22 protein-coding genes are annotated in these 19,664 nt (G+C 61.8%); 15 read left to right on the forward strand and 7 right to left on the reverse strand.

The window, feature by feature from the left end; all coding sequences use genetic code 11:
- Positions 1-19: 19 nt before the first annotated feature.
- Complete coding sequence (locus N2A41_RS20355; protein WP_260109569.1) at positions 20-712, reverse strand: DNA-3-methyladenine glycosylase family protein; 693 nt, start codon at positions 710-712, stop codon at positions 20-22.
- Here N2A41_RS20355 and gluQRS point away from each other — a divergent pair.
- The gene (gene gluQRS, locus N2A41_RS20360; RefSeq protein ID WP_260109570.1) at positions 711-1,592 is read left to right on the forward strand and encodes a tRNA glutamyl-Q(34) synthetase GluQRS; all 882 of its coding nucleotides are present in this window, start codon (positions 711-713) and stop codon (positions 1,590-1,592) included. The genes N2A41_RS20355 and gluQRS overlap by 2 nt on opposite strands.
- Here the strand turns inward: gluQRS and N2A41_RS20365 are convergent.
- Positions 1,557-2,480 (reverse strand): YihY/virulence factor BrkB family protein, encoded by a 924-nt coding sequence (locus N2A41_RS20365; protein WP_170281923.1) that lies wholly within the window; start codon positions 2,478-2,480, stop codon positions 1,557-1,559. The two genes, gluQRS and N2A41_RS20365, sit on opposite strands and share 36 nt — an antisense overlap.
- A gap of 76 nt (positions 2,481-2,556) precedes the next feature.
- Between N2A41_RS20365 and N2A41_RS20370 the strand changes: the two genes are divergently transcribed.
- From N2A41_RS20370 to N2A41_RS20400, 7 genes are all read left to right on the forward strand, one after another.
- Positions 2,557-3,390, forward strand: a complete 834-nt coding sequence (locus N2A41_RS20370; protein WP_260109571.1) for an SDR family oxidoreductase — start codon at positions 2,557-2,559, stop codon at positions 3,388-3,390.
- A gap of 18 nt (positions 3,391-3,408) precedes the next feature.
- A complete protein-coding gene (locus N2A41_RS20375; protein WP_017966362.1) occupies positions 3,409-3,612 on the forward strand; it encodes a twin transmembrane helix small protein in 204 nt (67 codons plus the stop codon).
- A gap of 21 nt (positions 3,613-3,633) precedes the next feature.
- The gene (locus N2A41_RS20380) at positions 3,634-4,212 is read left to right on the forward strand and encodes a cob(I)yrinic acid a,c-diamide adenosyltransferase (RefSeq protein ID WP_260109572.1); all 579 of its coding nucleotides are present in this window, start codon (positions 3,634-3,636) and stop codon (positions 4,210-4,212) included.
- Positions 4,213-4,245: 33 nt separating this feature from the next.
- Positions 4,246-5,031 carry a rhomboid family intramembrane serine protease gene (locus N2A41_RS20385; RefSeq protein ID WP_260109573.1) on the forward strand — a complete coding sequence of 262 codons (786 nt, stop codon included), beginning with the start codon at positions 4,246-4,248 and terminating at the stop codon, positions 5,029-5,031.
- A gap of 183 nt (positions 5,032-5,214) precedes the next feature.
- Positions 5,215-5,964 (forward strand): electron transfer flavoprotein subunit beta/FixA family protein, encoded by a 750-nt coding sequence (locus tag N2A41_RS20390; protein ID WP_260109574.1) that lies wholly within the window; start codon positions 5,215-5,217, stop codon positions 5,962-5,964.
- Between the two features lie 25 nt (positions 5,965-5,989).
- Positions 5,990-6,919 carry an electron transfer flavoprotein subunit alpha/FixB family protein gene (locus tag N2A41_RS20395; RefSeq protein ID WP_170261002.1) on the forward strand — a complete coding sequence of 310 codons (930 nt, stop codon included), beginning with the start codon at positions 5,990-5,992 and terminating at the stop codon, positions 6,917-6,919.
- A gap of 151 nt (positions 6,920-7,070) precedes the next feature.
- Complete coding sequence (locus N2A41_RS20400) at positions 7,071-7,952, forward strand: 3-hydroxybutyryl-CoA dehydrogenase (RefSeq protein WP_222386999.1); 882 nt, start codon at positions 7,071-7,073, stop codon at positions 7,950-7,952.
- A 178-nt stretch (positions 7,953-8,130) separates the two neighbouring features.
- Here the strand turns inward: N2A41_RS20400 and tlpA are convergent, their stop codons facing one another.
- Complete coding sequence (tlpA, locus tag N2A41_RS20405; protein ID WP_170257055.1) at positions 8,131-8,793, reverse strand: thiol:disulfide interchange protein TlpA; 663 nt, start codon at positions 8,791-8,793, stop codon at positions 8,131-8,133.
- A 40-nt stretch (positions 8,794-8,833) separates the two neighbouring features.
- Here tlpA and argH point away from each other — a divergent pair, with 40 nt between their 5' ends.
- The 4 genes from argH (at position 8,834) to N2A41_RS20425 (ending at position 14,682) form a co-directional block, all read left to right on the forward strand.
- The gene (argH, locus tag N2A41_RS20410; protein WP_170260999.1) at positions 8,834-10,237 is read left to right on the forward strand and encodes an argininosuccinate lyase; all 1,404 of its coding nucleotides are present in this window, start codon (positions 8,834-8,836) and stop codon (positions 10,235-10,237) included.
- Positions 10,238-10,369: 132 nt separating this feature from the next.
- A complete protein-coding gene (gene lptM / locus N2A41_RS20415) occupies positions 10,370-10,582 on the forward strand; it encodes an LPS translocon maturation chaperone LptM (protein WP_260109575.1) in 213 nt (70 codons plus the stop codon).
- An 11-nt stretch (positions 10,583-10,593) separates the two neighbouring features.
- The gene (lysA, locus tag N2A41_RS20420) at positions 10,594-11,862 is read left to right on the forward strand and encodes a diaminopimelate decarboxylase (protein WP_017966352.1); all 1,269 of its coding nucleotides are present in this window, start codon (positions 10,594-10,596) and stop codon (positions 11,860-11,862) included.
- 165 nt (positions 11,863-12,027) lie between these two features.
- Complete coding sequence (locus tag N2A41_RS20425; RefSeq protein ID WP_260109576.1) at positions 12,028-14,682, forward strand: TIGR02302 family protein; 2,655 nt, start codon at positions 12,028-12,030, stop codon at positions 14,680-14,682.
- Positions 14,683-14,930: 248 nt separating this feature from the next.
- Here N2A41_RS20425 and N2A41_RS20430 read toward each other — a convergent pair whose 3' ends face one another.
- From N2A41_RS20430 to N2A41_RS20445, 4 genes are all read right to left on the reverse strand, one after another.
- On the reverse strand, positions 14,931-15,290 hold the full coding sequence (locus N2A41_RS20430; RefSeq protein WP_003543311.1) for a response regulator: 360 nt from the start codon (positions 15,288-15,290) through the stop codon (positions 14,931-14,933).
- Positions 15,275-15,517: a hypothetical protein gene (locus tag N2A41_RS20435; protein WP_170260996.1), complete on the reverse strand. Its 243-nt coding sequence runs from the start codon at positions 15,515-15,517 to the stop codon at positions 15,275-15,277. The genes N2A41_RS20430 and N2A41_RS20435 overlap by 16 nt, the downstream gene beginning before the upstream one ends.
- Positions 15,510-16,052 carry a hypoxanthine phosphoribosyltransferase gene (hpt, locus tag N2A41_RS20440; protein ID WP_003543314.1) on the reverse strand — a complete coding sequence of 181 codons (543 nt, stop codon included), beginning with the start codon at positions 16,050-16,052 and terminating at the stop codon, positions 15,510-15,512. The genes N2A41_RS20435 and hpt overlap by 8 nt, the downstream gene beginning before the upstream one ends.
- Positions 16,053-16,186: 134 nt before the next feature.
- Positions 16,187-16,837: a hypothetical protein gene (locus N2A41_RS20445; RefSeq protein ID WP_260111078.1), complete on the reverse strand. Its 651-nt coding sequence runs from the start codon at positions 16,835-16,837 to the stop codon at positions 16,187-16,189.
- Positions 16,838-17,042: 205 nt separating this feature from the next.
- Here N2A41_RS20445 and ftsE point away from each other — a divergent pair, with 205 nt between their 5' ends.
- The 3 genes from ftsE (at position 17,043) to N2A41_RS20460 (ending at position 19,492) form a co-directional block, all read left to right on the forward strand.
- The gene (gene ftsE / locus N2A41_RS20450) at positions 17,043-17,702 is read left to right on the forward strand and encodes a cell division ATP-binding protein FtsE (RefSeq protein WP_003543317.1); all 660 of its coding nucleotides are present in this window, start codon (positions 17,043-17,045) and stop codon (positions 17,700-17,702) included.
- Complete coding sequence (locus tag N2A41_RS20455; protein WP_017966348.1) at positions 17,695-18,708, forward strand: cell division protein FtsX; 1,014 nt, start codon at positions 17,695-17,697, stop codon at positions 18,706-18,708. The genes ftsE and N2A41_RS20455 overlap by 8 nt, the downstream gene beginning before the upstream one ends.
- A 73-nt stretch (positions 18,709-18,781) precedes the next feature.
- The gene (locus N2A41_RS20460) at positions 18,782-19,492 is read left to right on the forward strand and encodes a YdcF family protein (protein ID WP_170257059.1); all 711 of its coding nucleotides are present in this window, start codon (positions 18,782-18,784) and stop codon (positions 19,490-19,492) included.
- Positions 19,493-19,664: the final 172 nt, after the last annotated feature.

Consider the following 19,664-nt stretch of genomic DNA (forward strand, 5'->3'; position numbering starts at 1 on the left):
ATTTGAAGAGTGTTGCCGATCAGCCGATCGGCACCATGTCACGGCGCATTTTCGTGGCGTAATAGGCCCAGAAAAGCCGTGCCGCCACCGAACGCCACGGCGACCAGACTTCCGCAAGCTGGGTCAGCGCCTTTGCCGGCGGCCGTGCTGCAAGACCGAAAGCCGCCCCGACGGCATTCTGCAGCGCGACATCGCCGGCTGGGAAAACATCGGCATGGCCACCGCAAAACATCAGATAGACCTCTGCCGTCCACGGTCCGACGCCTTTCAGCGCGGTCAGTTCGCCAAGTGCGTCGCCCGGCGGCTTCAGGCAGAGCCCGGAGAGATCGAGGCGGCCGGAGGCGACCGCTTCGGCAATCCGCGACAGCGTCTCGGCCTTGGCGCGCGACAAGCCGAATTCGCGCCATGCGTCGGCGTGAAGCAGCACGTAGCCTTCGGCAGTCAAAAGACCATCCGCCGGCAGCATGCGCCGCCAGATCGCGTCGGCGCTGGCGCGCGACACCATCTGCGAGACGATGATATGGGCAAGGCCGGCAAAACCGGGTTCGCGCAGCCGCAGCGGAATGGGCCCGGCCTCCGCGACGATCGGTGCAAGACGCGGATCGAGGCGAAGCAGCGCTTCGAGCCCCTGCCTGACATCGTCTTCGTTGCGGATGATCTGCACTTTGCCTCGCAGTGGTTCAAAATTCGAATTCATGGCAGAAGAAAGCATGACCACGAGTGAGCGTCAAAAACCTGTCTTTCGTTTTGCGCCGAGCCCCAACGGACCGTTGCATCTCGGCCATGCCCTCTCGGCCCTGCTGAACCGCGACATGGCGGAGGCCGAACAAGGCCGCTTGCTGCTGCGTATCGAGGATATCGACCAGACGCGCTGCACGCCCGAGTTCGAGGCCGGCATCCTCAGCGATCTCGAATGGCTTGATATCAAGTCGGAAAGCCCGGTGCGGCGCCAGTCGGAACATTTCCCCGAATATCAGGCGGCGCTGCACATACTGATCGAGCGCGGACTGGTCTATCCGGCCTTTCTGACGCGCGGCGAGGTGAAAGCGCGCGTCGCCGCCTACGAGGCGGCGGGTGAATCCTGGCCGCGCGATCCCGACGGCACCCCGCATTATCCCGTAAATGATCGCGAGCGTTCGGCAGACGAATGGCGGGACATGCTGACCTCGGGAAAGAAACATGCTTGGCGGCTCGATATGCGCAAGGCGCTCGACCTGATCGGCGAACTGCTGTTCTGGACGGAAATCGGCGACGGCAGGACAGGTGAGATCGCCGCCGAGCCCAACGTCTGGGGCGACGTCATCCTGTCACGCTCGGATGCGCCATCGAGCTATCATCTTTCCGTGGTCGTCGACGATGCGCTGCAGGGTGTCACCCATGTCGTGCGTGGGCTCGACCTCTTCCACGCGACATCGGTGCATCGGCTATTGCAGGTGCTGCTCGGCCTGCCGCAGCCGGTCTATCACCATCATCGTCTCATTCTCGGCGCCGACGGCCGCAAACTTTCGAAAAGCGAGGGCGACACCGCACTTGGCGAATTGCGCGCCCAGGGCATGTCAGTTGCGGATATTCGCCGCCTTGTCGGGCTCTGACTGGCTTTCGACACGCTCTCTGCCGACGATCGAAAGCGTGTGCGAAAACATCCGGAAGACGCGGAACTTGATCAGCGCCGCGTTGATCTCCGCCCCGATGATGAAGATGACGCCGACCATGTAGAGGAAGATCAGCACGATCATGACAGAGGCGAGACCGGCATAGGTTGCCGTATAATTGGCGAAGGTCGCGAGATAATAGGCAAAGATCAGCGCGCCGGCGAGCCAGAGAAGCAGCGTCAACAGTACGCCGGGAATGACGTCGAAGACCCGCCGCTTGCCGGCCGGCAGCCAGAGATGCATGACCAGCAGTCCGACCGTCAGAACCACCAGCGTGCCGTAGATGCGCCAGCTGAACACGATGTCGAGCGTATCGGCAAACAGCGGAAACCAGCCGCGCGCATAATCGAGCGCCAGCGGCAGGGCGACCAGCAGGATGCTGATCGCGGCAAAGATGATGACCGCGATCAGCACGTAGCCGAGGCTGGCGAGACGCGTGAAATACCAGGGCCGTGTTTCCTGTACCCGGTAGGCGCGGTTGAGCGAGATGCGGAGCGCCTCGACACCGTTCGAGGCGAAATAGGCGGCGGCCAGCACCGAGATCGTCAGCAGCCCGCCGCGCGGAATGGTCAGCACCTGCAGCACCTGGTCGGCGAGCGGCTTGGCGATCGCCTCGGGCCAGGTGTCGAAGATCAGGTGTATGGCGGTCGAGGAGAACTGATCGGCGCCGAGGAAGCTTGCAAGCGCGGTGCCGAAGATCAGGAAGGGGAAAACCGCAAGCAGGCTCGACAACGCCACATGGCTTGCCATGGCGAAGCCGTCGTCCTCGATCATGTGACAGATCGCGTCATAGACCACGTCGTAGATCGTGCGCAGCACCTTCGGCATTCGGTCTCCGGCTTTCCAGATTGTATCCTCTGGCCGAATATGGGAAACGAGTCCCATTTTGTACAGGAATCATTCCATGGCGGGAGAGCGCACCATCGTCGTGACCGGATGTTCGTCCGGTATCGGCGCTCATTGCGCGCGGGCGCTGAAAGTCGATGGCTGGCGTGTCTTCGCGACGGTGCGCAAACCGGAAGATCTCAGGGGGCTGGAAGCGGAAGGCATCGAAGCCTTCCTGATGGATTATACCAGGACCGAGACGATTTCCGACCTGGTCGGCGCGGTTCTGGAACGCAGCGGCGGTCGCATCGACGCGCTCTTCAATAACGGCGCCTACGGCCAGCCGGGCGCCGTCGAGGATCTATCGACGGCAGCGCTGCGCGCGCAGTTCGAGGCGAATTTCTTCGGCTGGCATGAGCTGACGCGGCAGGTCATTCCGCCGATGCGCAAACGCGGCCAAGGGCGGATCGTGCAATGCTCGTCGATCCTCGGCGTCGTCCCCTATCGCTATCGCGGCGCCTACACCGCTTCCAAATTCGCGCTCGAAGGCCTCAGCATCACCCTACGCATGGAGCTGCAGGGCAGCGGCATCCATGTGAGCCTGATTGAGCCGGGACCGATCGCTACACGGTTCACCGCCAACGCGCTCGCAAAGATCAAGGAGCATATCGATCTCGAGAATTCGCCGCACGCGGTCGATTACGTCAGGCAATTGGCGAGGCTCGACGGATCGGGGCCGGTCAACCGCCACAAGCTCGGCCCGGAAGCGGTCTATTCCGTGTTGAAACACGCATTGAACTCGAAAAATCCAAGGCCACATTATCCCGTAACGACTCCGGCCAAGCAGGGCATGTTCCTGAAGCGGCTGCTTCCGGCAGACCTCTTCTACCGCCTGATGCGCTGGACGGACTGACTGAGAAAGCTGAACGCCATGTCCACGGTCACCTATATCCTCGCGATCATCGTCATGGGCGTCGTCGCCCTCGTCCTGATCCGCGGTCTCTTCAACATGATGAAGGGCGGCGACGCCAACCGTTCCAACAAGCTGATGCAGCTTCGTGTGCTGTTGCAGGCGATCGCCGTCATCCTGATCATGCTGACGCTCTGGCTGACCGGCGGTGGCCGCCCGACCTGATCGGGATTCAAGGAGGAAACTGTGGTCAAGCTCAACAAGATCTACACGAAAACGGGCGATGACGGCACGACCGGGCTGGTTTCCGGCCCACGCCGGCTCAAAGACGATCTGCGCGTCGAGGCCTACGGCACGATCGACGAGGCCAATTCCGCGATCGGCCTGGCGCGGCTGTACACGGCCGGCTTGCCTGAACTCGACGCCATGCTGATGTCGATCCAGAACGACCTCTTCGATCTCGGCGCCGATCTCGCCACCCCTGACACCGGCGAACCGCCGGCCTATGAACCGTTGCGGATCTCGGAGACGCAGGTCGACCGCGTCGAGCGCGATATCGACCAGCTGAACGCCGATCTGGAGCCGCTGAAATCCTTCATCCTGCCAGGCGGCAGCCCGGCCGCCGCCCATCTGCATCTCGCCCGCACGATTGCGCGCCGTGCCGAACGTCTGATGGTGGCGCTTGCCCGCACCGACGGCGAAATCCTCGGCGAGCCGGCGATGAAATATGTCAACCGCCTGTCCGATTTCCTCTTCGTCGCAGCACGTCATGCAAATGACCGGGGCCATGCGGATGTGCTTTGGGTTCCGGGAAAAAACAGATAGGCTTGTCGCGATCACGATCGCCGGGGCGCCTTTATGTTCATACCACTTCACGATGCCAATACCCTGAAACATATCAAGGTTCAGTGGGTGACGCTCGCATTGATGGCGTTGAATATCGCGGTCTGGCTTTTGACCAGTTTTGAGAACGAACAGGCAGCCCAGGCGACGACCGTCGGGCTCGGCTATATCCCGGCAATCGCCTTCGGCCACGCGGTGCTGGCGCAAGGGCTGGAGATCGTGCCGGAACCCCTCACCTACCTCACCTACGCCTTCGTTCATACCGGCTTCTGGCATCTGGCCGGCAACATGATCTTCCTCTGGGTCTTCGGCGACAATGTCGAGGATGCGATGGGGCATCTGCGCTTCCTGATCTTCTATCTCATCTGTGCCGCCGCCGGCGCATTCTGTCACGGCCTGCTGACCATGACCTCGGAAGCGCCGCTGGTCGGCGCATCGGGGGCGGTCTCCGGCGTCGTTGCCGCCTATGTCATGCTGCATCCACGCGTCCGGGTCTGGGTGCTGGTGTTTTTCCGTGTGCCGCTGCCCCTGCCGGCCTTCGTGCCGCTGCTTTTATGGATCGGGCAGCAGTTCTTCATGCTGGCGATCGCGTCTGACGGCGACGTTTCCTGGGGCGCGCATGTCGGCGGCATCCTTGCCGGCGCTTTCCTGATCCTGGTGTTCCGCCGGCCTGGTGTGCCGCTCTTCGACCGGCAGATCGTCACGCCTCGCGCCGTCAGAAACGACCCGGGCATCGGCCCGGCCATCGCGGCCGGCACGGACGGGCGGACGGCGCAGCGCTTTTCCTGGGGCCGACACTGACGATATTGACGTGAACGTAAACGTCCACATATTGCCGAGGCAAATCGCTTGCCGGCGTCATGCATGCGTTGAATTTGGAGGAAAAACGCGTATCCATGTCGCCATTCGACAATCGGAGCGGCGCCTAAGCGCGCATTTTCTAAAAAAGGCTCCGAAGCCAGTTTCTCCTGAAGGAAGGACCCCATGAAGATACTCGTCCCAGTCAAACGGGTTGTCGACTATAACGTGAAGATCCGGGTGAAGCCGGATGGCACGGGTGTCGAGCTTGCCAATGTGAAGATGTCGATGAACCCGTTCGACGAGATCTCGGTGGAAGAGGCGCTGCGGCTGAGGGAAGCCGGCAAGTGCGAGGAAGTGGTGGTGGTGTCGATCGGTCCGGCCAAGGCCGAGGAGACGCTGCGGACCGCCCTTGCCATGGGCGCCGACCGGGCGATCCTGGTCGAGACCGACGATGCTGTAGAACCGCTCACGGTTGCCAAGATCCTCAAGGCTGTGGCCGATGCCGAACAGCCGGGGCTGATCATATCAGGCAAGCAGGCGATCGATGACGACAGCAACCAGACCGGCCAGATGCTGGCAGCACTGATGGGAATTGCCCAGGCGACCTTCGCCTCGAAGATCGAGATCGGTGATGGCAAAGCAACCGTCACCCGCGAAGTCGATGGCGGCCTGCAGACGATCGAGATCAAACTGCCGGCGGTTGTGACCACCGATCTGCGCTTGAACGAACCGCGCTATGCCTCGCTGCCGAACATCATGAAGGCGAAGAAGAAGCCGCTCGACAAGAAGAGCCCCGCCGACTTCGGCGTCTCCACCACACCGCGCCTCAGGGTCTTGAAGACCGAGGAGCCGTCCGGCCGCAAGGCCGGCGTCAAGGTCAAGTCGGTCGCCGAACTGATCGACAAGCTCAAGAACGAAGCCGGCGTGCTGTAATCAGCTGGGAACAGGAGCCAATATCATGACCATTCTTCTTTTGGCTGACCACGACAATGCCAGCCTGTCCGATCAGACCGCCAAGGCGCTGACGGCCGCCACCAAGATCGGCGGCGATGTTCATATTCTCGTTGCCGGCAAAGCTGCCAAGCCTGCTGCCGAACAAGCCGCCAAGCTTGCCGGCGTCTCGAAAGTGCTGCTCGCCGAAAGCGACGAACTCGCCAACAATCTGGCCGAACCGCTCGGCGACCTGATCGTTTCGCTGGCGGGCAGCTACGACACGATTATCTCGGCCGCCACCTCCGTCGGCAAGAACGTGCTGCCGCGCGTCGCTGCCCTTCTCGACGTTGCCCAGATCTCGGAGATCATCGAGGTGATCTCGTCCGACACCTTCAAGCGGCCGATCTATGCCGGCAACGCCATCCAGACGGTGCAGGCGAGCGATGCCAAGAAGGTCATCACCGTGCGCACCGCATCCTTTGCCTCCGCGCCGGAGGGTGGCTCGGCCACCGTCGAGGCAATCCCGGCGATATCCGATCCGGGTCTTTCCACCTTCGTCGCCGATGCGCTGTCGGCCTCCGACCGGCCGGAACTGACCTCGGCCAAGATCATCATCTCCGGCGGCCGGGCACTCGGTTCGGCGGAAAAGTTCAGGGAAGTCATCCTGCCGCTGGCCGACAAGCTCGGTGCCGCCGTCGGCGCATCCAGAGCCGCCGTCGATGCCGGTTATGCGCCGAACGACTGGCAGGTCGGCCAGACCGGCAAGGTGGTGGCGCCTGATCTCTACATTGCCTGCGGCATTTCAGGCGCCATCCAGCATCTGGCCGGCATGAAGGATTCGAAGGTGATCGTCGCCATCAACAAGGACGAGGAGGCGCCGATCTTCCAGGTCGCCGACTACGGATTGGTCGCCGATCTCTTCGATGTCTTGCCGGAATTGCAAAAGGCGCTCTAGCTGCGTCAAATGCTTTTCTTTCGCACTTGCGAATGACTGGAAAATTATCTTTTATCGGGCTACTACTACTGCTGCCGGGCGATCCTTCGTCCGGCAGTATTGCTAGAAAAATACGGCGGCGCGGGGGCGAATGCCGTGCGGGGGTTTGGAGATGAATGCGGTGTTGAAGAATATTGGTATTATCGGTGCCGGCCAGATGGGCTGCGGCATCGCGCATGTTTCGGCCGCCGCAGGTTACAGGGTCCACATCTACGATCTCTCCCAGGACCGCATCGAGTCTGGCCTTGCCACCATCAACGGCAATCTTGCCCGCCTGGTGACGAACGGCAAGATGACCGAAGCGGAACGCAAGTCGACCTTGTCGCTCATATCAGGCTCGTCCGATGTCAACGATCTCGCCCCCTCCGATCTCGTGATCGAGGCCGCCACCGAGGATGAAACGGTCAAGCGCAAGATTTACGCGCAGGTCTGTCCGGTCCTGAAGCCGGAAGCGCTGCTTGCCACCAATACCTCTTCGCTTTCCATCACGCGGCTTGCTGCCGCCACCGACCGCCCCGAACACTTCATGGGCATACATTTCATGAACCCGGTGCCGGTGATGAAGCTGGTCGAACTGGTGCGCGGCATCGCCACCGACGAAAAGACCTTCTCCGCCGCCAAGGAATTCGTCGGCACCCTGGAAAAGACCATAACCGTCGCCGAAGATTTCCCGGCCTTCATCGTCAACCGCATCCTGCTGCCGATGATCAACGAAGCGATCTACACGCTCTATGAAGGCGTCGGCACCGTCGACGCCATCGATACGGCGATGAAGCTCGGCGCCAACCATCCGATGGGGCCGCTGCAGCTTGCCGATTTCATCGGCCTCGACACCTGCCTTTCGATCATGCAGGTGCTGCATGACGGCCTGGCGGACTCGAAATATCGTCCTTGTCCGCTGCTGGTGAAATATGTCGAGGCCGGCTGGCTCGGACGCAAGTCCGGCCGCGGCTTCTATGACTATCGCGGCGAAGTGCCGGTCCCGACGCGCTAAGCTGACATCATCAGAAAGGCTGAATGGACCGAGCGCCCGCGAAATGCTTTCCTTGCCGTGAACGCGAGGAAACGCAATGTCGACCGAAACTCCGATGTTCCTGCTGCAATGCTTCGTACTCATCGGACTTGCGGGTGTGTTCCTCATAAAAGGCGACGGAGACTCCTGACCGGGGTTCTCACGATCCGATCGCACCCTTGATCAGCGCCCTGGCATCCTCGCTGTCCCAGGCGGCAGGGCCGTTCATGGCGGAGATCAGGCATCCCTTGTCATCGATCAGCAGCGTCACCGGCAGCCCGAAAGCGAGGCCTTCCTTCTTCAGGCTGTTGAATACCGAAATCGTATTGTCGCGATAGAGCTGCAGCGCATCGACGCCGGTGTCCGCGAGGAAGGTCCTCGGCTTCTCGTCGTCGCCGGTATCGATATTGACCGGCACCACCTGGAACCGGTCGCTGCCCATCTCCTTCTCGAGCGCATTCAGCGCCGGCATCTCCTCACGGCAGGGGACGCACCATGTCGCCCAGAGATTGAGAAGCACGATCTTGCCGGCGAAATGATCGAGCGTCAGCAATTTGCCGTCCGGCCCGTTGAAGGAAATGGCGGTCAGCTTGCGCGGCTCATTGGCGGCGACCATGGCGGCCACCTGTCCCCTCATCAGCGGTGTAATGCCGGCGATGCGGTCTTTGGCGAGCTTGCATTCGGCCGACGCCGTTTCGCCGCCGCCATTGCCAATCCCCGTCTCCTTCACGTATACCGCTGCCGCACCGGCAACGACACCCGCAACGGCGGCTATCGCGATCCATTTCAGGGATGGCAGCCCGAGGGGTTTTCTTGTCGTCATTTCATTCTCCTGGACATGCATCCTCAAGGCGGGCACCTTCATGGCCGACGACAACACGGACACCAAATCCTCCAACCAGATGTGGGGCGGTCGCTTCGCCTCCGGCCCGGACGCGATCATGGAGGAGATAAATGCCTCGATCGGTTTCGACAAGAAGCTATTCGCGCAGGATATCCGCGGTTCCATTGCCCATGCGACGATGCTTGCCCATCAAGGGATTATTTCTGCTGACGATAAGGACAAGATCGTTCACGGGCTAAACACGATCCTGTCAGAAATCGAAAGCGGCAATTTCGAATTCTCGCGTCAGCTCGAAGACATCCATATGAATGTCGAGGCACGCCTGGCGACGCTGATCGGACCGGCCGCCGGCCGGCTGCACACCGCCCGCTCGCGCAATGATCAGGTGGCGCTCGACTTCCGTCTCTGGGTGAAGGAAGAGCTTGAGAAAACCGAGCAGATGCTGACCGGCCTGATCGCGGCCTTCCTCGACCGCGCCGAAGAACATGCCGAAAGCGTCATGCCGGGCTTCACCCATCTGCAGACCGCCCAGCCCGTTACCTTCGGCCACCACTGCATGGCCTATGTCGAAATGTTCGGCCGCGACCGCTCGCGCGTGCGCCACGCCATCGAGCATCTGGATGAAAGCCCGATCGGTGCCGCCGCCCTCGCCGGCACCGGCTATCCGATCGACCGCCATATGACGGCCAAGGCGCTCGGTTTCCGCGAGCCGACCCGCAACTCCATCGATACGGTCTCCGATCGCGATTTCGCCATCGAATTCCTGTCGATCGCAGCGATTGCGGGCATGCACCTGTCGCGTCTGGCGGAAGAGATCGTCATCTGGTCGACCCCGCAATTCGGTTTCGTGCGCCTGTCCGACGCCTTCTCGACCGGCTCGTCGATCATGCCGCAAAAGAAGAACCCGGACGCTGCCGAACTGGTGCGCGCCAAGACCGGCCGCATCAACGGCTCGCTGGTGGCGCTGCTGACGATCATGAAGGGCCTGCCGCTCGCCTATTCCAAGGACATGCAGGAAGACAAGGAACAGGTCTTCGACGCAGCCGAGAGCCTGGAACTGGCAATCGCCGCCATGACCGGCATGATGCGCGACATGACTGTCAACACCGCACGCATGAAGGCGGCGGCCGGCTCCGGCTATTCGACGGCGACCGATCTTGCCGACTGGCTGGTGCGCGAAGCAGGCCTCCCCTTCCGCGACGCCCATCACGTCACCGGCCGCGCCGTTGCACTCGCCGAAAGCAAGGGCTGCGACCTTGCCGAGCTGCCGCTCTCCGATCTGCAGGCGATCCATCCCGACATCACCGACAAGGTCTATGATGTGCTGACCGTCGAGGCCTCGGTCGCCAGCCGCAAGAGCTTCGGCGGCACGGCGCCGTCCGAAGTACGCAGGCAGATCGCCTTCTGGCGCGCCCGCAACTAAGAGATACAGGGCCGGCGAAAAGCCGCCGCACCCTTCCTGCAGGCGCGGAAAGACCGCCAACAATCAGGGTGCACAAGGCGGATAAACTTCGCTATGAAGATGTCCGTCATTCGATATGAATGATGCCGTCACATGCCGCAGAAGAGGATATCCATGAAGAGCCTGCCCCACCTCGTCCGCCTGACGGCGGCTCTCGCCGTCATCGGCCTTGCCGTTGCCGGATGCGGGCGCAAGGGCGACCTCGATCCGCCGAGCGCTGCGGCAACCAAGGAAGGCGACGTTTCCAAGCCCACGAAACAGCCGGGAACCGTCGACAAGCCCTTCCTTCTCGATCCCCTTCTTTAAGGCACAAGCCCGTGAACCATTTCGAGTACCGCGACGGCGTCCTTCATGCCGAGAACGTTCCCGTTCCCGAGATCGCCAAGGCGGTCGGCACGCCTTTCTACGTCTATTCCACTGCAACGCTGGAGCGTCATTACCGCGTCTTTTCGGAAGCCTTCGCCGACATGGACTCCATGGTCTGCTATGCGATGAAGGCGAATTCGAACCAGGCAGTGCTGAAGACGCTGGGCCGTCTCGGCGCCGGCATCGACGTGGTCTCTGAAGGCGAACTGCGCCGCGCGCTTGCCGCCGGCATTCCGGCAGACCGCATCATGTTCTCAGGTGTCGGCAAGACGCCGTCCGAGATGGATTTCGCCCTTGAGGCCGGCATCTACTGCTTCAATGTCGAATCCGAGCCCGAGCTTGAAATTCTCAACCAGCGCGCCGTGAGCGCGGGCAAGAAAGCGCCGGTCTCCTTCCGCATCAACCCGGATGTCGATGCGAAGACGCATTCCAAGATCTCGACCGGCAAGAAGGAAAACAAGTTCGGCATCTCCTGGGAGCGCGCCCGCGCCATCTATGCCCATGCCGCCAAGCTGCCCGGCATCGCGGTCACCGGCATCGACATGCATATCGGCAGCCAGATCACCGAACTCCAGCCCTTCGACGACGCCTTCAAGCTGCTGCACGACCTTGTCGCGACGCTCCGTGCCGACGGCCACACCATCCACCACGTCGATATCGGCGGCGGCCTCGGCATTCCCTACAAGGACGATAACAATCCGCCGCCGCTGCCGGACGCCTACGCGGCAATCGTCAAGAACCAGCTGCGCGGCCTGGACTGCAAGATCATCACCGAACCCGGCCGCCTGATCGTCGGCAATGCCGGCATTCTCGTGACAGAAGTCCTCTATGTGAAGGATGGCGGCGAAAAGACCTTCGTCATCGTCGACGGCGCGATGAACGATCTCATCCGCCCGACGCTCTACGAGGCCTATCACGAGATTCGCCCTGTAACGATTTCGGCGGCCAACGCGCCGCGCATCCGCGCCGATGTCGTCGGCCCCGTCTGCGAGACCGGCGACTATCTGGCGCTCGACCGCGAGATGGCGATGCCGAAGCCCGGCGACCTGATGGCCGTCAGCACTGCCGGCGCCTATGGCGCGGTCCAGGCCGGCACTTATAACAGCCGCCTGCTGGTGCCCGAAGTTCTGGTCAGGGGCAGCGATTTCCATACGATTCGACCGCGCAGAACCTATGCCGAGTTGATCAGCCTCGATTCCGTTCCGGCCTGGCTCGACTGAACAAGCCATCACTTTTTGGCGAATAAACGTGAAAAGCCGGTATTACCGGCCGCTCGCCCTCGCCTTCGCCACAAAGAGTGTTATCCTTTCGTTCATGAGCGTATTGCCCCGCAATCGCCGGAAGCGCCCTCTGTTCCAGAACGCCAGATCGCGGAGACCGGACCGATGACAAGCCCCTCGAGGCAGAAGAAAGGTGCATTTGCCTTCCGTCCCTCGCTTGCCCGGCTGGTGACGACGAAACGCCTGCTGGCGCGCATCGTGCTCCTTTTCGAGCAGTTGCTGCCGCCTCTGATGCCGGTACTGTCCGTCATCGCCTTTTACCTCTCCGCCTCCTGGTTCGGTCTCTTCCGCAGCGTGCCGGACTGGCTGCGCATCCTGCTGCTCATCGCCTTTGCTGCCGCTTTTCTCGTCTCGCTCCTCCCCTTCCGCACCTTGCGCTGGCCGAGGATCGCCGAGGCCGACCGCGTGCTGGAAGAGCGCAACGGCCTGCCGCACCAGCCGGTCACCGTCCAGGAAGACGAGCCGGCCTTCGATACGCCCTTCGGCCGCGCGCTCTGGCGCGAGCACCAGACGCGCATGGCTGAAAAGATCGCAGCGCTCGATGCCGGACTGCCGCGACCTGATATCGCCGCGCATGATCGTTTCGCCCTGCGCGCCGTCCCGGCGCTGCTGCTCGTCACGGCCTTCGCTTATTCGCTATCGATCAACGGCGGCTCGATCCGCGACGCGTTGCAGGCAGCGCCCGCGCAGGTGGTTAACGATCCGGCGGTGCGCATCGACGCCTGGGTAACGCCGCCTTCCTATACCGGCCGCGCTCCGGTTTACCTTACGGCTGACGGGAGCGAGCAGGCGCCGATCGGCATTCCCCAGTTTTCAGGCCTCACTGTCCGGGTCAGCGGCGGAAGGACGGCCGAAAAGGTCGTGTTCCGCAAGGCGAACGGCGAGGCGCAGGATATCGCCGTGCAGGCCGATACCAAGCCGCAGCAGACGGCGGTATCAGGCAGCGAGCAGGAGACGGCGGCACCGGCCAGCCAGGCTCTCGTCGCGCAGACGCATATGATGAAGCTGCAGGAGAACGGCGCACTCGAGGTCAACGGCCGCCGCTGGAGCTTCAACGTGCTGCCCGACAAGGCGCCGGAAATTGCCTTCGACGGTTTGCCGAAGCCCAGCGTCAACGGCGCGCTTGAAATCGGCTTCACCGTCAGGGACGATTACGGCGTCCAGGAAGCGCATGCGGAAATCGTTCCTGTCGACCCCGATCCGACGGCAACGCCGCTCTATCCACTGCCGGAATACCGGCTGGATATTCCGCGCCGCAACGCCCGCGACGCCAAGGCTGTGACCAGCCGGAACCTGACCGAACATCCGCTTGCCGGCAAACGTGTGCGCATCACGCTCGTCGCCAAGGATGCCGCCGGCCAGACCGGCCGCAGCCCGCCGCATGAGATGACGCTGCCGTCACGCCCCTTCAACGAGCCGCTTGCCGCGGCCGTCGCCGAGGAACGGCAGGTTTTCGCGCTCGATACGCGCAAGATGCCGCAGGCAATCGCCCTGAACGAGGCGCTGACCATCCGCCCCGAGGAGACCATCCCGAAGCTCACCAACTACCTGCTCTTGGAATCCGCCTTGACGCGTATGAAGCTCGCAAAGGGCGATGATGCGTTGAAGGATACGGCCCAATATCTGTGGGAGATCGCCCTCGGCATGGAGGACGGCGATCTTTCGCTGGCCGAGCGCAAGCTGCGCGAGGCCCAGCAGAACCTCGCCGACGCGTTGGACCGCAACGCCCCGGACGCGGAGATCAAGAAGCTGATGGACGAGCTGCGCAAGGCGATGCAGGACTATATGACCGAGCTCGCCCAACGCATGCAGAACGCGCCGATGCAGCCGAACCAGAACGCGCAGAACATTCTGCGCCAGCAGGATCTGGAGCGGATGATGGATCAGATCGAAAATCTCGCCCGCTCCGGCAATCGTGACGCGGCCCAGCAGATGCTGTCGGAATTGCAGCGGATGATGAACAACCTGCAGGCCGGCCGGCCGCAGCGCAGCCAGCAGAGCCAGGAAAACAGCGAGGCCCGCAAGCAGATCGACAAGCTCGGCGAGATCCTGCGCGACCAGCAAAAGCTGATGGAGCAGACCTTCCGGCTCGACCAGCAGCTCAGGGACCGCATGCAACGCGGCGAGCCCGACATGGGCGAGAACGATCCGCTGCTCGACGAGATGAACCCCGGAGAAAACGGCGAGCCGCAGGATCAGCAGCAGGGCCGGCAAGGCAAGGATGGACAGCAGCCCTCCGACCAGATGACGGCCGAGCAGCTGCGTGAGGCGCTGAAACAGCTGCGCGCGCAGCAGGATGGGTTGGGCAAGCAACTCGGCGAATTGCAGAAGAGCCTCGGCGAGATGGGAATGAAGCCCGGCCCGGGTTTTGGCCAGGCGCAACGCGAAATGGAAGGCGCCGGCCGTGAACTCGGCCAGGGCCGCGGCCAACCGGCCGTCGAGGGCCAGGGCCGCGCGTTGGAAGCGCTTCGCCAGGGCGCCCGCGACATGATGAACCAGATGATGCAGGCGCAGCAGGGCCAGCAGGGTCAAGGTCCGAACGGCCAGGTAGGCCAAGGCGACCAGAACGGCCGCGACCCGCTCGGCCGGCCGCGCCGGACCCAAGGACCGGATTTCGGCGACAACAGCGTGAAGGTGCCTGACGAAATCGACGTTCAGCGGGCGCGAGAAATCCTTGACGCGATCCGCGAAAAGCTCGGCAACAATCCACCGCAGGAAATGGAACGGCGATATCTCGAACGGTTGCTGGACATCCAGTAGGCCTTACGACTCCGCGCAAAAATAGGACGCGCACGGGAAAGGATGATTCTAGACCGGATCGGCCTAAAGCATGTCGCGCAAAACTGTGCAGCGGTTTTGCGCGAACGACATGCGTTGGGAATAAAGACCTAAAGCGCAAGCAGCGAATCTGAAAGATTGCGACGCGCTTTAGAAGCTGAACCTGGATCTAAATCAGAGAAATAGAGCCAGGATGCCGAAAAGCGCTGACACTTTTCGGCATCCTGGCTCTAAGCGACAAGCGCCCGGGCGACCGCCTTGCGGATATCGGGAAGCGCGAATGGTTTGGCGACGACATCGATGATCTTCTCGGCAAGATCGTCGGCCCGTTCGCGTTGTTCGGCATAGCCGGTCATCAGCAGGATTTTCAAGCCAGGAAAAGCGTCTTTTGCCTGATGGGCGAGTTCAATGCCGTCCATCACAGGCATGCGGATGTCTGAAAGCAGCAGATCGTAGACCCCGTCCTTGAGCTTCTCCAAGCCCTCGGCTCCATCGGCCGCTTCGTCGGTCTCGTGGCCATCGAGCCGCAGGGCTCGGGCTACGAACGACCGCAGGGAGTCCTCGTCTTCCGTAATCAGAATTCTTGCCATATGTGCATCGCTCCGTCGTCAGCCCCGCGACGGAAATCACCAGACTTTCCTTTTCGATCGGTAAAGATGACGAAGCGATGGGCGAGATGGTTAACAACTCGTCTTGAAAGCATTACAGCGCCGCGCGCCTTTAAGACGCGCAAAGGACGCTGTAACACTTTTAATTGCTGCATAACTTTATCCTTAAATCGATTGCGATTTGAGGAATTATGCAGCAGCTCAGGCATCCCCGGTCACCACGCCGACGAAGGGCAGTTCGCGAAAGGCATAGGCGACATCCATGCCGTAGCCGACGACAAAATAGTCAGGGCATTCGAAGCCGACATAGTCGGCCTCCAGCTTTTCCTTACGCTTGACGCGCTTGTCGAGCAGCACGGCGATCGTGACGTTGCGCGCGCCACGCTCGAAGAGCAGTTCCTTGGCAAAGAGCAGCGTCCGGCCGGATTCGAGGATATCGTCGATCAACAGGACGTCGCGGCCATGCACGTCGCTATCGATATCCTTGACGATACGTACGCCCTGAGAAACCGTGCCGATGCCATAGCTCGACAGTGTGATGAACTCAACCTCCGGGGCAAGCCCGCTATCATGCAGGGCGCGGATCAGGTCGGCGGCGAAAATGAAGGAGCCCTTGAGCACGGCGATGACGAGCAGGTCCTTGGTCGGGCCACTGGCGATCTCCCGCGCCATCGAATGATTGCGCTCGGCGATCTGCTCGGCGGTGAAAAGCGGCTCTATGTTTTTTCCGCGCACGACAGGCATAAGGGCTTGCTCCATGAAAAGAAGGGTAAGCCGTTAGCACATATGCGAGCCTGAAACAGCCTCGCTGGCAATGAAATTAACGGGATTGGCCCGGCCTGTGGCGAGAAAGTCGGCCATTTCATGTCCTGTTACATCTATGGCAGGAAGGAGAGCCGGACCTCCGGCGTCCTTCCGCCGGCATGCTGGACGCGAGCCGAGAAGCCTCGGCTTTGGCCGCCATAGACCACATCGGCCGGCGGGTCGATGACGATGCTTGCCGTCAGCCGCTCGTCGGTCACCAGATCGGCACGGATCGGATGCACCGTCTGCGTCGTGCCGCCCTCGTTTTCGATGATGCCGTTGATGACGAGCACGCGCATGCCGTTTGCATCACGCGGCGTCACCGTGACGTGGGTGAAATGCAGCGGCGCTCCGGAAGTGGCGCGCGCGCCGGAAAGGCCGGAAAAACCACCCGCAAGCCCGAAGACGAGCACGACGAGCGCCAGCACCAGCGCTGCGAAGCTCCGCGTCGACGCGCGCTGCAGCCAGGATTCCATGGTCTGCAGAACGGAAGCAGCCATTGCCGGCATGGGCGGCGGGGCGGCGCGTGCGGCAGCCATGCGCTTGCGGTTGTCGTTATGGGTCCTTGCACTGAATTCCCTGGTCCGCAAGTTGCCGAGGGTAACGAATTCAGCGTCGGAGATATCGGCAGGTCGCGCCGAGCGGTACTGACGATTGGCGGGTTCCGGCGGCAGGAAATCATAGGCCTGGCCCGGCGTCCGGCGACTGAAGGAGGATGCTTCCATGGTGGCTGCCTCGCAGATGTCCACATGGTTTCGTTGCCAGGAGAAATCTGGCATTGAAACGAATCCCGCTCAGTCGTAAATTTTAATGGTTAATGCTTCGCAAAGATTGCCATCAAACGGGCGTCTTTCCAGCAAAATTTACCGGCTGTTAACGGTGTTGGTTAACAAGTCGTGCGGTGAAACCCACAACAGACTGAGCTGCCCGTTGATCCACTTTGAGAATGTCGGTTTGCGCTATGGCATGGGCCCGGAAATCCTCCGGGACCTGACCTTCGACATCCCGAAGAAATCCTTTCAGTTCCTGACAGGCCCATCGGGTGCCGGCAAGACGTCGCTGCTGCGGATGCTTTTCATGTCTCTGCAGCCGACACGCGGCCTGATCCGCATGTTCGGGCGCGACATTTCCGAAATCCCTCGCCCCGAACTGCCGCTTCTGCGCCGCCGCGTCGGCATCGTCTTCCAGGATTTCCGCCTCCTCGACCATCTCACTACCTATGAGAATGTCGCTTTGCCCTTACGGGTGCGCGGCAAGGATGAGAGCTCCTACAAGACCGACGTGCTGGAGCTGTTGAAATGGGTCGGCCTTGGCGAACGCATCAATGTGCTGCCGCCCGTGCTCTCCGGCGGCGAGAAGCAGCGCGCCGCAATCGCCCGGGCGCTGATGGACCGGCCGGAAGTGCTGCTGGCCGACGAACCCACAGGCAATGTCGACCCGCCTATGGCCAAACGCCTGCTCAACCTTTTCCTCGAGCTGAACCGCCTCGGCACGGCGGTCGTGATCGCCACGCATGACCTGGCGCTGATGGAACAGGTGGAAGCGCGCCGCATGATCCTCTCAGAGGGGCATCTCGATATTTATGACTGAGCCCCCGTCCAGAAACCCCGAAAAGGCGGCTGCCAAGATCCAGCAGAAGCGGCCGGAATTGCGCGTGCGTCCGACCGCGCCGATCCTGCCGCCGTCCAACATCCAGGGCAGTGCGTTGATGGTGGTGATATCAATCATGGCCTTTCTCGCCTGCCTGACGCTCGGCGGCGTCAGCATGGTGCGCTCGACGGCGGCAAGCTGGGAGAGCCAGATCTCCCGCGAGATCACCATTCAGATCAAGCCGGACGACAATCTCGACATGGAAAAGGCGCTGACCCAGGCGCGCGACCTGGCGCTGACCTTCGTCGGCACCAAGAGCGGCCAGATCGTTGACGAGGCGGCGACCGCTCGCCTGCTCGAACCCTGGCTCGGCCCCGGCCTCGATCTCAAGGATCTGCCCGTTCCCCGCCTCGTCATCATCACCATCGACGAGAGCAATCCGCCGGATTTCGATTCGATGCGGTCGCTGCTGAAGGACAGTATCCCGCAGGCCAGCCTCGATGATCACCGCACCTGGGTCGACCGGCTGGTGTCTATGGCGCACACGACGGTCATGATTGGCACCGGCATCCTGCTCCTGGTTTTCACGGCGATGGTGCTCACCGTCGTCTTCGCCACGCGCGGCGCGCTGTCGGGCAATCGGCACGTCGTCGAAGTGCTGCATTTCGTCGGCGCCGAAAGCTCCTTCGTCGCCACCGAATTCCAGAAGCATTTCCTGAAGATCAGCCTCAAGGGTTCGGCGATCGGCAGCGCGCTTGCCGCTCTCTTCTTCGCCACCGCCGGTTTTTGGCAAAGCCGCACCCTCGCCACCCCGGAAACGGACCAGGCGACCGCGCTCTTCGGCACCTTCTCCGTCGGCGTGCTTGGTTATGCCGGCATCTTCGCAACGATGATCGTCATCGCGCTCCTCACCACCTTCACCGCGCGGCTGACCGTCATGCGGACAATCTACGAAATCGATACACTACGCTCGGACCCGACACGCACCGACGGCATCGGAAGTTGATCGTGACCGTGCCGTTTTGCCATGAAAGCGTCTGTTCCGTGCCGCAATCAGCGTATAATCACGATTCATGACCATGGGACATACGACACCCAACCCGATTCATCAGGACCCGGAGCTTGATCGCTCGGCGGGTTTGCTGCCGCGGCGCGGGCCGATCCGCCGCCTGCTGCGCTGGGGCGGCTTTGGCTGCCTGCTGGTAATCGCCCTGGTGTTCGGCGGCTTTCTGCGTTTCGCTGATTCGGTGACGACACTCAGGCCGCCGGCCGAGCCGAAGGCGGATGCGATCGTGGTACTGACGGGTGGCTACCAGCGCATCGACCAGGCTGTGGAGCTGCTGCAGAAGGGTGCCGGCAAGCGCTTGCTCATTTCCGGCGTCCACCCGACGACGACGCCGGCACAGATCCGCAAGATGACGCAGGGCTCGGCCGATCTCTTCTCCTGCTGTGTCGATATCGGCTACGATGCGATCGACACGATCGGCAATGCTGAGGAGGCTTCGAACTGGATCCACGCCAAGGGATACCGGAGCGTTCTGATCGTCACCAACAATTACCACATGCCGCGAAGCCTCGCCGAACTCTCCTATGTCGATCCCGACATCGAATTTATCGCTTATCCCGTGGTCAATTCGGATTTGAAGAGCAGCAACTGGTTCACCGATCCGAATGCGATGCGCGTCATGCTTGCCGAATATGCGAAAGTGCTGCTGGCAGGCACCCGCAACATCACCGGCTTCGGCCGCCATACCGGGCTGCGCTCGGCAAATGCGTCCGGCCAGCAATAAAGCCGCGCTTCGGATAGGAAGCTCTATCGCTTTAGACGTGCGCACAATCCGTTCGGAAAATCGATTCCGATTTTCGGGGGCATGCGCTATCTGTTGCTGCGCACTTTTGCTGGAATGCTTCAGCCTTTTACATCAGGGCAGCATCAAACGCTTTTTATGACGGGGAATATCG

The organism is Rhizobium sp. SRDI969 (assembly GCF_025152725.1).
GTDB classification, from domain to species: domain Bacteria; phylum Pseudomonadota; class Alphaproteobacteria; order Rhizobiales; family Rhizobiaceae; genus Rhizobium; species Rhizobium leguminosarum_I.

Excerpts from the sequence above, each read along its gene's own strand:
- gluQRS (WP_260109570.1), top strand. The coding sequence starts at position 711 with ATGACCACGAGTGAGCGTCAAAAACCTGTCTTTCGTTTTGCGCCGAGC.
- N2A41_RS20355 (WP_260109569.1), bottom strand. The coding sequence starts at position 712 with ATGCTTTCTTCTGCCATGAATTCGAATTTTGAACCACTGCGAGGCAAA.
- N2A41_RS20365 (WP_170281923.1), bottom strand. The coding sequence starts at position 2,480 with ATGCCGAAGGTGCTGCGCACGATCTACGACGTGGTCTATGACGCGATC.
- N2A41_RS20370 (WP_260109571.1), top strand. The coding sequence starts at position 2,557 with ATGGCGGGAGAGCGCACCATCGTCGTGACCGGATGTTCGTCCGGTATC.
- N2A41_RS20375 (WP_017966362.1), top strand. The coding sequence starts at position 3,409 with ATGTCCACGGTCACCTATATCCTCGCGATCATCGTCATGGGCGTCGTC.
- N2A41_RS20385 (WP_260109573.1), top strand. The coding sequence starts at position 4,246 with ATGTTCATACCACTTCACGATGCCAATACCCTGAAACATATCAAGGTT.
- N2A41_RS20390 (WP_260109574.1), top strand. The coding sequence starts at position 5,215 with ATGAAGATACTCGTCCCAGTCAAACGGGTTGTCGACTATAACGTGAAG.
- N2A41_RS20395 (WP_170261002.1), top strand. The coding sequence starts at position 5,990 with ATGACCATTCTTCTTTTGGCTGACCACGACAATGCCAGCCTGTCCGAT.
- N2A41_RS20400 (WP_222386999.1), top strand. The coding sequence starts at position 7,071 with ATGAATGCGGTGTTGAAGAATATTGGTATTATCGGTGCCGGCCAGATG.
- tlpA (WP_170257055.1), bottom strand. The coding sequence starts at position 8,793 with ATGACGACAAGAAAACCCCTCGGGCTGCCATCCCTGAAATGGATCGCG.
- argH (WP_170260999.1), top strand. The coding sequence starts at position 8,834 with ATGGCCGACGACAACACGGACACCAAATCCTCCAACCAGATGTGGGGC.
- lptM (WP_260109575.1), top strand. The coding sequence starts at position 10,370 with ATGCCGCAGAAGAGGATATCCATGAAGAGCCTGCCCCACCTCGTCCGC.
- N2A41_RS20425 (WP_260109576.1), top strand. The coding sequence starts at position 12,028 with ATGACAAGCCCCTCGAGGCAGAAGAAAGGTGCATTTGCCTTCCGTCCC.
- N2A41_RS20430 (WP_003543311.1), bottom strand. The coding sequence starts at position 15,290 with ATGGCAAGAATTCTGATTACGGAAGACGAGGACTCCCTGCGGTCGTTC.
- N2A41_RS20435 (WP_170260996.1), bottom strand. The coding sequence starts at position 15,517 with ATGCCTGAGCTGCTGCATAATTCCTCAAATCGCAATCGATTTAAGGAT.
- hpt (WP_003543314.1), bottom strand. The coding sequence starts at position 16,052 with ATGCCTGTCGTGCGCGGAAAAAACATAGAGCCGCTTTTCACCGCCGAG.
- N2A41_RS20445 (WP_260111078.1), bottom strand. The coding sequence starts at position 16,837 with ATGGAAGCATCCTCCTTCAGTCGCCGGACGCCGGGCCAGGCCTATGAT.
- N2A41_RS20455 (WP_017966348.1), top strand. The coding sequence starts at position 17,695 with ATGACTGAGCCCCCGTCCAGAAACCCCGAAAAGGCGGCTGCCAAGATC.
- N2A41_RS20460 (WP_170257059.1), top strand. The coding sequence starts at position 18,782 with ATGGGACATACGACACCCAACCCGATTCATCAGGACCCGGAGCTTGAT.